Annotated in this window: 14 protein-coding genes; 9 read left to right on the top strand and 5 right to left on the bottom strand. The window is 53.3% G+C overall.

The features are described from left to right. The first annotated feature begins 130 nt into the window (after positions 1–130). Positions 131–1,165, top strand: coding sequence for a lysylphosphatidylglycerol synthase transmembrane domain-containing protein (locus tag ACRYA2_RS23400; RefSeq protein WP_433633608.1), 1,035 nt, complete (start codon positions 131–133; stop codon positions 1,163–1,165). A 230-nt stretch (positions 1,166–1,395) separates the two neighbouring features. Here the strand turns inward: ACRYA2_RS23400 and ACRYA2_RS23405 are convergent, their stop codons facing one another. Beyond that, positions 1,396–2,601 carry an inorganic phosphate transporter gene (locus tag ACRYA2_RS23405; RefSeq protein ID WP_433633610.1) on the bottom strand — a complete coding sequence of 402 codons (1,206 nt, stop codon included), beginning with the start codon at positions 2,599–2,601 and terminating at the stop codon, positions 1,396–1,398. 1,098 nt (positions 2,602–3,699) lie between these two features. On the opposite strand from ACRYA2_RS23405, the gene ACRYA2_RS23410 reads away from it, so the two are divergent. Together ACRYA2_RS23410 and ACRYA2_RS23415 are read left to right on the top strand one after the other, a co-directional pair. Beyond that, complete coding sequence (locus tag ACRYA2_RS23410; RefSeq protein ID WP_433633612.1) at positions 3,700–3,903, top strand: hypothetical protein; 204 nt, start codon at positions 3,700–3,702, stop codon at positions 3,901–3,903. A 300-nt stretch (positions 3,904–4,203) separates the two neighbouring features. Further along, entirely contained in the window at positions 4,204–5,367 is a 1,164-nt protein-coding gene (locus ACRYA2_RS23415) for a M14 family zinc carboxypeptidase (RefSeq protein WP_433633614.1), read from the top strand. A 395-nt stretch (positions 5,368–5,762) separates the two neighbouring features. Here the strand turns inward: ACRYA2_RS23415 and ACRYA2_RS23420 are convergent, their stop codons facing one another. Beyond that, positions 5,763–5,909, bottom strand: coding sequence for a DUF7563 family protein (locus ACRYA2_RS23420; RefSeq protein ID WP_433633616.1), 147 nt, complete (start codon positions 5,907–5,909; stop codon positions 5,763–5,765). A 349-nt stretch (positions 5,910–6,258) separates the two neighbouring features. Here ACRYA2_RS23420 and ACRYA2_RS23425 point away from each other — a divergent pair, with 349 nt between their 5' ends. The 6 genes from ACRYA2_RS23425 (at position 6,259) to ACRYA2_RS23450 (ending at position 11,957) form a co-directional block, all read left to right on the top strand. After that, entirely contained in the window at positions 6,259–6,990 is a 732-nt protein-coding gene (locus tag ACRYA2_RS23425) for a hypothetical protein (RefSeq protein WP_433633618.1), read from the top strand. Between the two features lie 149 nt (positions 6,991–7,139). Further along, positions 7,140–7,388: a glutathione S-transferase N-terminal domain-containing protein gene (locus tag ACRYA2_RS23430; protein ID WP_433633757.1), complete on the top strand. Its 249-nt coding sequence runs from the start codon at positions 7,140–7,142 to the stop codon at positions 7,386–7,388. Next, complete coding sequence (locus ACRYA2_RS23435; RefSeq protein ID WP_433633620.1) at positions 7,364–8,698, top strand: MmgE/PrpD family protein; 1,335 nt, start codon at positions 7,364–7,366, stop codon at positions 8,696–8,698. Before ACRYA2_RS23430 ends, ACRYA2_RS23435 begins: the two co-directional genes overlap by 25 nt. 52 nt (positions 8,699–8,750) lie before the next feature. Next, a complete protein-coding gene (locus tag ACRYA2_RS23440) occupies positions 8,751–9,953 on the top strand; it encodes an acyl-CoA dehydrogenase family protein (RefSeq protein ID WP_433633622.1) in 1,203 nt (400 codons plus the stop codon). Then, a complete protein-coding gene (locus ACRYA2_RS23445; RefSeq protein ID WP_433633624.1) occupies positions 9,953–10,507 on the top strand; it encodes a MaoC family dehydratase in 555 nt (184 codons plus the stop codon). The genes ACRYA2_RS23440 and ACRYA2_RS23445 overlap by 1 nt, the downstream gene beginning before the upstream one ends. After that, entirely contained in the window at positions 10,494–11,957 is a 1,464-nt protein-coding gene (locus ACRYA2_RS23450) for an acetyl-CoA hydrolase/transferase C-terminal domain-containing protein (protein WP_433633626.1), read from the top strand. Before ACRYA2_RS23445 ends, ACRYA2_RS23450 begins: the two co-directional genes overlap by 14 nt. Before the next feature lie 70 nt (positions 11,958–12,027). On the opposite strand, the gene ACRYA2_RS23455 is transcribed toward ACRYA2_RS23450, so the two are convergent. The 3 genes from ACRYA2_RS23455 to ACRYA2_RS23465 are packed head-to-tail and all read right to left on the bottom strand — an operon-like array spanning position 12,028 to position 14,565. After that, a complete protein-coding gene (locus tag ACRYA2_RS23455; protein ID WP_433633628.1) occupies positions 12,028–12,612 on the bottom strand; it encodes a thiamine pyrophosphate-dependent enzyme in 585 nt (194 codons plus the stop codon). Continuing rightward, positions 12,609–13,124 (bottom strand): thiamine pyrophosphate-binding protein, encoded by a 516-nt coding sequence (locus ACRYA2_RS23460; RefSeq protein ID WP_433633630.1) that lies wholly within the window; start codon positions 13,122–13,124, stop codon positions 12,609–12,611. The genes ACRYA2_RS23455 and ACRYA2_RS23460 overlap by 4 nt, the downstream gene beginning before the upstream one ends. Beyond that, positions 13,111–14,565, bottom strand: a complete 1,455-nt coding sequence (locus tag ACRYA2_RS23465) for an aldehyde dehydrogenase family protein (RefSeq protein WP_433633632.1) — start codon at positions 14,563–14,565, stop codon at positions 13,111–13,113. The genes ACRYA2_RS23460 and ACRYA2_RS23465 overlap by 14 nt, the downstream gene beginning before the upstream one ends. Positions 14,566–14,713: the final 148 nt, after the last annotated feature.

The following is a 14,713-nucleotide window of genomic DNA, read 5'->3' on the forward strand; positions in this document are numbered from 1 at the left end:
ATTCGCAGTCTCCCGCTTCAACTCCTTTGATCTAGCGACTCACCCCGACGCTGTCTAGTGATTCAACAGAGCCCTTCGTGAGCAAGCCGGTGGATTGATACAGTTGCTGAGTGCAGACCATGCTAGAGCCATGAACCAGCGACGAGCCACCGCTGTTGGATTCCTCGGTACCCTCGCTATCCTCTGTGGAATTCTATATCTTGTGGGTATCGAGGATCTCCTCCGAGAATTGTCACACGCTGATACTAGTCTTGTCGTCCTTGTCGGTGCAGTCACACTTGGTTGGCTTGTTGCATGGGCGCTTGGGCTTCGGACGGTCTTGGCAGTACTCGGCGTGCGCCTCTCGGTGATTCGGTCATTCCTCGTCCTCAACGGAGCCATGTTTTCGAACAACATTACACCGTTCGGACAGGCAGGCGGAGAACCTGTTGCAGCTCTCCTGATCTCGAAGGTTGCCAAGACGAAGTATGAGCGTGGCCTCGCGGCGATTGCCAGTGTTGATACCATCAATTTCCTACCGTCGATCACACTTGCGCTCATCGGAGCGACATATTTCGCCACCGAAATTACCTTCGGTCAGCGGTTACGGGTTGCGATTGGTCTTGTAGTTGGGCTCGCTGTTGTAGTTCCCGCGTTGATTTACTTCGGATGGCGGAATCGAGACATTGTTGAACAGAGACTCGGATCCGTGCTTATACCATTTATCCACCGGCTTACGAAAGCGTTACCTGGTATCTCACCAGCAGATGAATCTGGTATCACCTCAAGGATTGAAGGGTTCTTTCATGCAATTGAACGCATAGCGACTAATCCACGAGGAATTGCTCTTACGCTTACCGCCTCAACTTTTGGATGGATATTTCAGATGATAGCCCTATGGATAGCGTTCTGGGCAATTGGGGCATCGGTTCCGTTCTCGGTGATGCTATTTGTTGTTCCAATGGGTGCCCTCGCTAGTATTACACCGCTTCCAGGTGGTACTGGTGGTATTGAGACTGTCCTTGTAACGATCCTTGCAAGCTTGCCGGGTGTTGCAATTGGATTAGAGACGGCACTTGCTGCAGTTGTGATATTCCGCGGTGCTGTGTATTGGATTCCAATTCTTATCGGGGGTTGTGTCGTGAGCTGGGTTGGTGTTGATGCATTTGGGACGGCGACTAGCTGAGAATCTTAGATTTCCTGAGATAGGATCAGACATAAATATAAACCATGGTATCTTCTAGTTGAATCATAGGCAACAGTATAACACGTCTACTAGTGTCCATATCTACTAATCGGCATCGGTGCTTTCTGATATATCTGGCAAATATCCTCTACAGGCTACAACTCCTAGTCTCCCACCATCGGATATCGGCTAAAGACCCTCGAGGTTTTCAGTGTCACATACTTTTTCGTTTAGATAAAACCAGGCGGTATTATTTGAATCGCCTGCATCACGCCGTACCCAATACCAATTGCAAGCGCGAGTGATCCAATCCACGCCAGTACGGTGTAGAGCATTTTCTGTGTACTAAGACCTGCGCCACCGGCTGAGAAGCCACTTCCGACAACTGCACTGATGATGATCTCATTAAAAGACACTGGAATACCGAATAAGACAGCTGTTTGAGCAATCGTGAACGATGGAATGAGCGCGGCAATTGACCGGCGTGGACCGAGCGAGGAATAATCTTGTGCAATCGCTTTGATCATTCGCGGGGCACCCATCCAGGAGCCTGCCAGGAGTCCAATACCGCCGAACAGAAGTAGTACTATGAGTGGAATCCCAACCGAGAGTGAGGCGGCATTGAACGCTGCAAGTAGCGGTCCAACAGCGAGCCCAACTTGGCTCCCGCCTGCCGAAAACGCAACGAGTCCGCCGAGTGCAAGTAAAAAGTGACGCTGGGCGGCTTCCACGTCAGAGTTGAGATCCCAAAGAAGGACAAATGCGACTAGGGTTGCAAACAGAAATGAAACAAGCACTTCTCCGATCAGTGGAGATACTGGAAGTTTCGTTGTAAGAGCTGTGGCAATTGATGCACCACTAGAGGCAGATCCAAGAAGGGTAAACGGAATATTTGCAAGAACAAGGCCGACGATTCCACCAAGAATCGAAATGCTGTAGCGCTCTGGGACGTTGTCACTTCGAAGCACCGTTGCTGTGATGTAAGAGATACCACCTCCAACGAAAGGAATGAGAATCCATAATGTTGCTATTTCTATATATTTTGCCCAGACTGGAGTTCCTCCAAGACCAAGCCCAACTCCAATCACTGCCCCGGTAACAGTAAATGCCGTTGCAATTGGGTAGCCAGTGAAGACTCCAAACACGACTAGACCAGCTGCCAGTAACAAGAGAAGCGTTGCTGCTGGTGCAGTGAGTGAGACGCCCCCAACGAGGCCGGTTCCGACCGCATCTGCGACGTTTGCACCTTGGAGCACAGCCCCAGCAAGGCCGAGAATCCCAACAATAAATCCAGCTCGCATAACTGAAATAGCGCGAGCGCCGACTGCTGGAGCAAAAGGTGTTGACCCCGATGAGCCAGCGCCAATGGTCCAAGCCATGATGAAGCTAGCCCCACATGCAATGATGAGAATCAGTAACTGTCCTGGTTCGGCCATGTGTAAGGTGTCAAGATAATGGATGAAATTCTACTGGTTACAAATGCAGATGTGTTGCTCCACTCAAGACAGTTTTATTTTGTTGGCAGATTAGCTCCGAAGCACTCCTACAAACGTCTATCATGGTTATAATTAGTTTCTCTTAAACCACCTTATCGTTTGCTATCCCTGATTTTGCAGTGTAATAATAAATTACTGTTATAATTAATAATATAAGAGTAACAGTCTAAATAGTACCTAGTCGGATATAGAGAAATAACTCAGTAGGTAAAACTCATTACTAGAAATCACTAGAGGTAAGCAAGCAAATAATAAAAAGTAGCATTTAGAGCGACGCAAGTTGAGAAGAGTCTAACGGCGAGCAAATCATCACCGATGCGGAGACACACGGCATCACCGATCTGGTGCAACATATCGAACATGGAGATCTGTGGATGCAATTCTCGACTATATCGATGCCAATGAGATCCACGTTATCGTGATGGGGACGACAGGGAGACGCAGCACGGATTGAATCCTCCTCGGAAGCGTCGTCGAAAAGTCGGTTCGGTCTGCGCCAGTACCTGTACTCACGATCGGTGGAGCAGAGTAGTACATCGACGCGACCCCCCGACAACAGCAAAGACGACCGTCAGTAAAAGGTGTCACACCCCATGGCAGGGTACGTGTTCAGATGATAAAGAATCGAGGAGGGATATCTCAAGGAAGAAGACGACAAGCTTGTCGCGACCGAGCGTGTATACGAGTTGATTCGTGGTTGGCGCTATTCGATGAGTTAGTTCAAATGAAGGTAGCGACGGAGGAGTCACACAAATACCGAGCCCAATCCATCTGTCCGGTGGTGTAAACCAGATTAAAGTTAGTACTTTATACTAACGAGAAGTCGATGGCATTCCAGTGGAATACCAGTCGCGACGAGCTTGAGGCAGACCCATATGAAATCTTATATATATATATATATATATAAGATTTAATTTTTATACTACTCCCCCAAACTATATGATGTTACACATACAAGAATGCTCCAGCATGCCAATTGAGGGGACTCGTTGGTTTGTACTTGTATTTGGACTTGCTTCAGCGAGATCGTCTCGCTGAGTGACCGACGTGAAAGACCAAACTGTCGACGACCAGAACAAGCTTATCGAGTTGATTCAGAACCAAGGCTGGGATATCACGGCTCTTGAGCTCAAAGAATACCAGAGCGGCTTCTCGGGCGATGTCATGGGCGCGGAAATCGATCTCACGATAAAGACCGACTACAGCGACGAAGACGACCAAAACCCGTACCGAGTCAACTAGGTGGATCCCTAGGAGAGGGACCAGCAATCGCTGCGTCCAGCAGGCCGATCTTCGCGACGATGATTCCTGGTTGGATGGTCGAAACGTACCGTCCAGTACTGGTTGACCAAGCCGTCGAGGAAACGGGAAGCGATGACTATCGCCAGGTGTCGGCCCACAACTTGCGCCGCTGCAGCACGAATTATCTTCTCATTGAGGAGTACGTCTCGCCACGTATCGTGATAGTGCTCGGCGAAATATAGATGTACTATATCTAGAGATAAGTTTTATTGCCTTGTAGTTAGAATACTTACTTGTATCATGAGGAGACGTGACACGCTCAAAGCATTCGGTGGCATCGCAGGAGCGGGTATGCTCGGGACCAGTACCGTCAGTGCAAACGACTGTAAAGGTGATTTCATCAAGCCCGGTGGTCCGTTCCTTCCAGAAACAGCAAATATCAACTATAGTGCGTTCACGAGCAACGAGAAACTCTACGAAACTCTCGAACAGCTCGACGACACCACCAATCTCGAATACGAACCAATCGGTGAAACGTGGGAGGGACGTCCGATTCCTTACGCTCGGATGGATGGCGGCGACACGAACGTATTCTACACGGCCCAACAACACGGTGACGAAAATCATGTCGCAGAGGCCGCCCTGAAGCTCCTCAAGCGGTTTGCCACTGGTGGTCGTAAAGTCGACAAGATACTCGACGAACTAACGCTTCACGTTATTCCACGGCACAACCCGGACGGGTGGGCCCCTGCCGACAAGAACCAGGATCCACAGCGAGAGAACGCGCGTCCGGACGATATATGCCATGATGGACCATATTTTGGAGAGAACCAGTGTGGGTCAGTCGACCCGAACCGCCAGCATTACTTTGGTATCGACCCGGAGACCCTCGCGGAAGCCGACGGCATTGATCCTGCCCTGATTCCGGACGAAAATCCCTCGCCGGAAACGCAAGCTATGCTCGACAAAGCTGACGAGGTCGGCGCTGACATGGTTATGGACTGGCACCACCAGTTCACGCTCCGAAATGACGACTGTGAGCTCATCAACTCGTCGACTAAGTGGCCCCTCAACTCAGCAGCACCTGAGGACGCGGTGAACCTTTCACGACAAATCTCCGCGTATGCCTATCAACAAACCAAGGACCTTGGCCATACCACTTGGGACACTTATCCCGGTGGGACGACTGCTAATATCGCGAGGAACGCTCACGGTGTCCTTGGTCGTGGAAGCGTCCTTTTCGAGTTCCGTGGCCAAGCGAGCGACCTCGGCAATGCTTCGAACGGGAAGCTCGTTACCGTCATAAATACGATCATGAACGAGCTTCTCGAAGGCATCGGATCTGGTGACCTCTACGATGTTAACCCAAGCGATGCAGACGATATTCCGCCCCGCGGAGACTACTTCTGGAAGGAACTGCCGCGAAGCGAGTGGGGACCAGAACACGAAGCCTACCGGGAATAACGAGCAGAAAGTCATCGCACCATCTACATAAACTTCTCTTGTCTAGCACAGAAGGGGTCATAGAAGAGTTCTCCACAGTGATTACGGTACTTCCTAGATTGTTTCCACAGTCGTAGCTGGTAATTGTGACGACAAGGCAATCTAGACTCTCAAGCGTGAGCTTGAGGACTCAGATACTGGGTACGAGAGTGTCCCACAGCACGAATCAGTTAACAAATCGTCATCATCCTTCCAGATCTCATTCACGGCGCATACAACACTACTCCGCTTGGAATTCAGTATCTTTCCGAAACAGGAGTGGTGTGGCGTCCTATACAGATTTGAGCCGTAGCATGTTTGTCCGTACTGTTCGAGAGAGGTTTAGTAACTACTCTTTGCCCAGATACGACGCTGTATCACGCACGAGATTGCCTGATATCTGCGCCGTCTCGCACTTTATCGTCACAGTCCGGACAGACACGTGGGTTCTCCATCCCTCTGGGCGAAAAGACTCGGACGTAGCGTTGGGTAACAAATGAATCGCAGTTCTGGCACGTTGGCATAGATCGAACGAGTTACTATTCTATTATATTTCTTCCGGTGAATATAGTACTTTAATAACTAGATATCTCGTCGCTCACTCATCCAGATAGTTGCAGGACGAGATGAGTCAATTGTTCTTTTCCATCTCGCTTCTCCTGACTCATTTCGATAAGAGGTTTAGAAGAATTCTCTCCAGACGTGTCGCATACAAAGGTATTATCCTAGTAGGGAACAGACGTGTAGATAACCTATCGGAGGCAGTTCCCTGTATCGACAGAGTCGTTTCAGACGCGCATCGCTAACATGCGTTGCGATCGGCGTGATCACCATCGTCGAAGACGCACTCTCACCGTTCGCAGGAGGACCCTCATGACTCAGGACACCGACGTCCAGCAGGACAGACAGACGCGCCGGGACGTGCTCAAACAGGTCGGTGCCGTCGGTGCGACCGCCGCGAGTAGCGGCTGTATCGGCATTCTTGGCGGTGGCAGTGGCAGTGTCCCAGTAAGCAGAGGTAACAACAGCACGGCCGGGAAAGGCATGCAGTTCCCCGCAGCGCTCAGCCTCGAGCTGTACGCCGCCGTGTTCGATGAAGTAGTGAACATGGTCGAGGCGGGCGCGGACCCGACCGCCACACTCCATGCAGACCAGCCATCAGTTGGACGAGGTGAATCGCTCGCAGTGCAGGGAACTGTCGAGGCGGTTGGTCCAGTGAGCGAACGTCTCATCGTAGTCCGCTTCGTCAAACCGCTAGTATTGCCAGGTGTGGACGAGTTCGTGTCGGACCGTCTTGCTGAACTGCTGCCAGCCGACCTATTGGTAGCGTATCAGATGAGCCTAATTGTGCCCGTTTCGCTTGCTGGGTCGTACTCGGTCACGCCAGCCTGTTGCTGGGCCCGCTCGGAAACCTCCCAGTGGATCGCTTTGATGGGGAACGTGGGGAGTGGCTTGCTGGGAGACCCACAGACACTGCTTTCGGCGAACCTGTACTGTATCGGCGGTCTCCCACTCGTTGCATCCACGGCTACGAAAGGGCGACCGGCTATTCGTAGCGCACTCCCGCTAGCAGGACACCAGACCACAACGCCCGCACCAGACTAGGCAGATGAGGATGACACCGTCCTCGAACTGTATCAGGGCGAAAAATGCCCGTACTGTCGAGCTGTGCGGCGGTTCTGCACACAAAACGGATTGAGCCTCACTATCCATAATCCGCGAACAGCAGGACATCTCTAACGAATGGACAAGTACTGAACCAGCAGCGCTATGACGAATTAAAAACGCACGGCCAAAACAAGATCCCGCTCCTCGTCGACAATGAGTGGGACGAAGTCCTGTATGAGAGTGATGATATCGTTCCCTACCTTGAGAACCACCATTGTCGACGACAGTCAGCAACAGCGTCTACGTCTCCCTGTTGCAGCAACGTACTGACGGGTGAATGTTTACAGTGTCTCCTCACTGACCCTAGTACATGGAATCACCAGAAACCACGCTAAGCGATTTCATTACTTCGCTCACCTATGGGGATCTTCCATCGTCTGTCCGAGAGACGATTCGGCGTGCGTTTCTTGATACCGTCGGTGTCATTCTTGCTGGGGCCGTTGAAGACGCCGGGAAATCAGTCTTTGAAACCAACGGTATCGCCGCTGAGACGACAGATCCGATGACACTGCTCGGGATTACAGGCGACGACTCAGCCGAAGAGCGAGCGCTTCGAACGGGGACTGCAGGGCACGCACTAGACTACGATGATCTCTCGTGGGCGATGGATGGCCATCCAAGCGTCACCCTCATTCCGCCCTTGCTCGCACTCTCTGCTGACGTGAAAGCAGACGGGAAGGCGCTCATGACAGCGTATGCCGCTGGGTTCGAGGTTGAATCCGCACTCGCCCAGCCGATTAGCCCCGAACACTACGAGGCTGGCTGGCATGCAACTGCAACCTTCGGTGCATTTGGAGCGGCCGCAGCCGCAGCTTCGCTCCTGAATCTTGCGAGAGACGAGGTCAAACAGGCACTCAACATCGCTGCCTCAACGCCGTCAGGCCTAAAGCGGAACTTCGGATCGATGACGAAACCGCTTCACGCAGGACTTTGTGCTCGCTCCGGCATCACTGCCGCGCGCCTCGCCGCGGACGGATTCACCGCCGATGCAACAGCGGTAAGTGGTGACCGCGGCTTCTGGAATCTCTACGGCCCAGATGAACGTGATCAGTTCGAATTCAGTCGTGACGATTGGGCGCTCGAATCAACGGGTATCAATGTCAAGTACTTTCCCTGCTGTTATTTCACGCATACGAGTATCGCCGCAACCCAGCAGCTGATCGACGAACACGACATTGACGCTTCAGAAATCGATCGCGTCGCTGTGTCGGCCGCACAAGGCGCTCTCGATGCACTCCATCACACTAACCCAACAACGGGACTTGAGGCGAAGTTCTCGATGGAATACACCGTCGCAAGCGCAGCGGTCCATGACCGGGTCGGCCTCGGCGTCTTTGCTGATGACGCCGTTGACAATCCAGACGTTCAGTCTGTTCGTGAACGCGTCGACGTCGAAGCGGACGATAATCTTCACTATGACTCCCATGAGGCTATTGTCCGCATCGAAACCGCTACTGGGGCGTACGAACGTCGACAGAAGAATCCGCCAGGTACCCACACCAATCCGCTTACTGATGACGAACTCCGCGCGAAATTCGATGAGTGTGCGCGTCGAGTAGTCTCACCTGAAGACGCAGACAGACTTGCTGACGTATTTACGGCACTTGACGAGCAGGACAGTCTCGCCGCTACTCTCTCCGCTTAACAAGCCCTATCCATAATTTTAAGCCCTTCGACATACCACCTGCGACTATTCCATGGTAGATAGGGACACGGTCCAGTTGACCGACCAGCAACAATTGGTCCGGGACTCAATACGAGACATCTGTACAGACTACGATGCTGCCTACTGGCGGGAGAAAGACAAACACGGTGAGTATCCCAGTGAGTTTGTCGACGACCTCGCTGACCACGGTTGGTTCGGCGCGCTGCTGCCTGAAGAGTACGACGGCGCCGGAATGGGCACCGAGGAAGTTATCGTGATGATGGAGGAAATTGCTGCCTCAGGAGGCGGGTTCAGTGCTGCACAGGCTGTTCACGGCGCTATCTATAACTCTGTGCCGCTTGTGAAATACGGCAGTGACGAGCTGAAAGACGAGCTGCTACCGAAAGTCGCGCAGGGTGAAACATCGATTCAGGCATTTGGCCTCACCGAACCGAATGCAGGCTCAGATTCTACCTCAATCGAAACACGGGCTATCCAACAGGACGACGAATACATCATTAACGGCCAGAAAATCTGGATCTCTCGGGTCGACGCAAGCGACTACATCGTTCTGATGGCCCGAACCACGCCAAAAGAAGCCGTCGAGAAAAAAACCCGCGGGCTGACGATGTTTCTCGTCGACCTTGAGGACGCCTATGAACAGGGCGGCCTCGAAATCGAGCAAATTGACAAGACAGCGAGTAACTTTGTGCACTCCTACGAACTATTTTTCCAGGACCTCCATGTCCCTGCCTCGAACGTCATCGGCGAAATCGACCACGGGTTTTATCAGATGCTCGACGGCCTCAATGAGGAACGGCTTGTTATCGCCGCCGAATGTATCGGCCTCGGCGAAGCAGCGGTCGAAGCAGGTGTACAGTACGCAAAAGAGCGAGAAGTATTCGACCGCCAAATCGGGTCGAACCAGGCGATTCAGCATCCGCTCGCAGAAGCTCACGCACACGTACAGGCGGCAAAACAGATGGTGTACAATTCAGCCAGCGCTACAGAAGACGGCGCAGATACGAAAGATATCGGCGCCCGCGCAAATATGTCGAAGTTTCTGGCCGCAAAAGCTGCTTTTAACGCCGCGGACGCGGCCGTCCAAACTCATGGCGGATTCGGCATTGCTCGAGAGTACGATGTCGAGCGCTACTTCCGGGAAGCCCGACTCACCCGCCTCGTACCAATTACACAACAGCTCGCACTGAACTTTATTGGTGAGAACGTCCTTGGACTCCCACGCTCATACTAATGACTGACCAAACACTCAAAGCAGGCTGGCAGGGTCGCTACTACGAAGACTTTGAGGTTGGCGATGTGTACAAACACCCGTACGGCCGAACCGTAACCGAAACTGACAACGTGTGGTTCACCAACCTCACCATGAACGCTAATCCGATGCATTTCAACGAAGTCTATGCATCGGAGACCGAGTTCGGCGAGCGACTCGTTGACGGCACCTTCGTGATCGCGCTTGCGGTCGGCATGAGCGTCATTGATATCTCAATGAACGCAACGGCGAATCTCGGATACGATACGGTCAGACACCACGCTCCAGTCTTCCACGGCGATACGCTCTTTGCCGAATCTGAAGTCCTCTCAAAACGAGAATCCGACAGTCGCGACCACGTCGGCCTCGTCACAACAGAGCTCCGCGCATACAATCAGAACGACGAGAAGGTGCTCTCCCTGGAACGGACGCCAATGGTCCTCAAACGAGAACACGCAGACCCGACGGCTGCACGCCCACCGGGTTGGCCGGACGGTGTCGGCACACAGCCAGAGAATACTGATGACGATGAATAACCAACGACTCGCCAGTGATGTACCCGTTCAGTCGGCTTCCGAGGCAGCAGCCGAAATCGCAGACAATGCCACTCTTCTCGTAAGCGGATTTGGGAGCGTCGGCTATCCAAAAGCCGTTCCGATTGCACTGGCGGAATCAGAACGCGACCTCTCACTGACGGTGGTGAGCGGTGGGAGTGTGGGCGAAGAAATTGACGTGAGACTCGTTGAAGCTGGCGCTATTGACCGACGATACCCCTACCAGGCCCGACAGCCCGCTCGGAACGCAGTAAACGATGGCCGCATTGCGTTCCATGACCGGAATATCAGTTCTCTCGGTGACGAAGTCCAATATGGCGGCCTCGCCGATGGTGATATTGCAGTCGTGGAAGCACTTACTGTCGGTGACGATTGGCTGGTGCCGACGATGAGTATCGGCCAGACACCTGCCTTCATCGAAAGCGCCGAGAAACTCATTGTGGAAGTGAACACGGCAATTCCTCGGGAACTTCGCGCGTTTCATGATATCTACCGGCCGGGAAGACCGCCAGATCGAGATCCAATCCCGCTTACAAGCCCAGGCGGCCGTATTGGGGATAACCGGATTGAGTTCGACCCGGAGAAACTAGTCGCAGTCGTTGAGACAGATCGCCGTGATCAGTCCTACGAATTCCGCGATCCCACCGACAACGATCGCGCTATTGCTGCTCATCTTCGGTCATTCCTTGAAGACGAGGTGGAACGCTCGCCGCTATTCAATGAATCGCTCCGGATTCAGTTCGGCGTTGGTAGCCTCGGGAACGCCCTCATGGGAGCGCTCGGCGACGCTGATTTCGGCGACCGCAGCCTCATTTATTTCGGTGAAGTGTTCCAAGACGGGCTACTTGACCTTCTTGACGACGGCACTCTTCACGCAGCAAGTGCAACCTCCCTTGCTCTCTCCAATGACGGTCAGGAGCGATTGTTCGAGCACGTAGAGCAGTATGCCCAGAATGTCGTTCTTCGGCCCGCAGATCTCTCAAATAATTCGACGCTCATCGATCGGTTCGGCGTTGTTAGCGTGAATAGCGCCCTCGAAATAGATCTTTTCGGACACGTAAACTCCACGCATATCAACGGGACGCACGCGATGAATGGTGTCGGTGGGAGTGGCGATTTTAACCGTCACTCGCCACTTGCCGTGCTCGCACTGTCGTCGACTGCGACGAACAAGGATATCTCGCGTATCGTCCCGATGGTTCCTCACGTCGACCATACGGAACACGATATTGACGTCGTCATTACCGAACAAGGCGTTGCTGATCTTCGCGGAAAGGCTCCCCGCGAAACTGCAGCAAGCTTAATCGAGAATTGCGCGCATCCCAACTACCAGGACGCGCTTCAGGCTTACCTCGACCGCGGCCTCCAACACGGCGGCCATATTCTACACGATCTCGATACAGCACTCGACAGATATAGCGATCGACGTTGACGAACGACGACCTGTAATAGAATGCCGATCGCGAGCGGGATGGAAATAGAGCGGAGTGAGAGAGAAAAGGTCAGGAATTCGTGTCCTGATTGGTTAGGGCATCTCGTACGCGTCGAGCAATGGCTGGATAGTCAAATGGCGGGCGTGCATCGGGACTGACGGGGTCGACAGCACATGAGAGAAGGGTTGCGCCATCGGCGGAGACACTGTTCCGGTACGCGTCCGCAAACTCGTTTGTCGAGTGGACGGTGCGAGCGGTGAGTCCACAGTTCTCTGCAACACCGGCGAAGTCAGTATGTGACGCGTGTGTCGGCTGACCGCCGGTTGTCTCATATACTTCATTGTCCCAGAGAACGATAGTGAGATTGCTTGGATTGTAACGGGCGACAGTCGAGAGAACGCCAAGTGACATCAAGAGCGATCCATCGCCTTCCAAGACGGTGACAGGGTCGTCAGTGCTCAGTGCGAGTCCGAGACCAACGGCCGTTGTCACACCCATGCTGCCCCACTGGTAAAAGTTCCGAGCACGGTCTACGTCGGACACACTTGCAAGGACGTAGGAGGCGACACCGAGATTTGAGACAATCGCTGCATCGGGAGTGACGTCAAGAACTGCTTCGGTGCATGCGTATTGGTCCGCTCGCTGGTCGGTCATTTTGTAGCCTCCGCTTTGTGGCCGGTGATCGTCTGTTCAAGTAAGATGACGTAGGGGGATTGCGTAGAGAACGCAGTTTCTCCGGCGAGTGTGACGGTGTCTCGGAGCTCGGCGATGTCCGTGACCACTGTGTTCCGAACGCCGAGATCATCAAGCAGCCGGTCCATATTGTAGCCAGCCGGGACCTGTGCTATGTTGAACTCGCCGAGATTCCCGCGGCGCGTCACCACGCCCAAGAACGGAATACGGGCCGGGAGACTGAGTGAGCCAAGCGCATTGAACGTGTTTGCGAGACCACTGGACTGACAGAGGAGTGCTCCGCGCATTCCGCCGACCCATGCGCCGACAAGAACGCCGACTGCTTGTTCTTCTCGTGCGACGAGAACGGTCTCGAACCGGTCGTCGTCCTCGACGGTTGAGATGAGTGCATCCATCTTCGAATCCGGCAGATATGCGATCATCTCTACGCCGGCATCCGCAAGCGCCTCGGCAATAGCGTCACTCCAGGTCATTGTCGATGTTGAGACAGACGTTCTTTGTCTGTGTGAAATTTTCAATCGCTTCAAGGCCTTTCTCTCGGCCAAAGCCACTCATCTCGTAGCCACCGAACGGCGTCTCGACGCCACCTGCAAACCACTCATTCACGTATATTTGGCCAGCATCGACGTCACGGGCAAAGCGATGCGCTCGATTCACATTCGTCGTCTGAATACCAGCGACCAGCCCGTACTCCGTATCATTCGCTAGCTTGATTGCTTCGGCCTCGTCAGTGAACGTCAACACGGCAAGTACTGGCCCGAAAATCTCCTCTTGGGCAATGCGCATGTCCCGCGTAACGCCATCAAAAATCGTCGGCTCGATGTAATAGCCGTCTCTATCGAGCGCATCACCCCCAATGACAGGCTCGCCGATTTCTTCGCGTCCAACATCGATATAACCGATAACGTGATCAAACTGTGTCTCTGAGACAATCGGACTCACATCCGGATTGTCTTCACCTGGCCCAACAGTGAGTTCTCTCACTCGGTCGATAAGCCGGTCAAGGAATTCATCATGGATATCGTCGTGAAGGATGAGGCGGTCACCAGCCGAACAGACTTGCCCGGCGTTAAACGTAAAGATGGAGGTAAGAGTGTGTTCAATGGCGTTATCGAGGTCAGCGTCCGGGAAGACGACGTGTGGATTCTTTCCACCGGCTTCGATATGGACTGGGTTGAAATTCTCCACGGCGCGCGTTGCGACGTCGCGACCAGTCGGGACAGACCCTGTGAATGCGACCCCGTCGATATCGGGATGACCGGCGAGCGGAGCACCGACGTCTGGGCCATATCCCTGTACGACATTGAGAACACCATCTGGCAGACCGGCATCGTCTGCGAGTTGCGCTATCTCGATCGCCGTCAGCGGCGTTTGTTCGGCTGGTTTTACGATGGTCGCATTGCCAGCAGCGAGTGCAGGAGCGACTGTCCGGCCAAGTAACATCACGGGGAAATTCCACGGGACGATATGTGCCGTGACACCGAGTGGCTCGCGGAGTGTATAGTCGACGTAGTGGTTTGTGAGTGGAATACTGTCGCCGTGAATCTTGTCCGCAATTCCAGCATAGTACTCGAAATATCGGGCGCCGATTTCGACCTCAGTAGCAGCATTGGATCGTGATTTTCCATTCTCACGGACGAGCAGCGCGGCAATAGAGTCCGCGTTCTCTCGCAGTGTCTCGGCGATCCGTGTTAGTATCCGGCCGCGTTCAGCCGGTGCAATATCATTCCAGTCAGCGAACCTGGCTCGTGCACGTTCGATAGCTGCATCAACATCGTCGCTATCACCGTCTGGAATAGCCCCGAATTCGTTTCCCGTTGCAGGATTCACAACGGCGATAGACTCCGTTCCAGATACCTCCCTCCCGCCGATAAAATGTCCCCTGGTATCGTTATTCGTGGTGCTCTCTCGCATAGGTGTGTACAGTTCTCGAAATTACCTCTTCAATGTTCGGGTGGCTCATCTCAAGGTACTGCTTGGAAGCGCTGGCTCACATCACCGGGAGAATAATGCTTATGGGTGCTCCTACTGTCGGGTTGCTTAGTATGGGCGAGTGTCCGGA

Source organism: Halomicrococcus pelagicus (genome assembly GCF_050954125.1).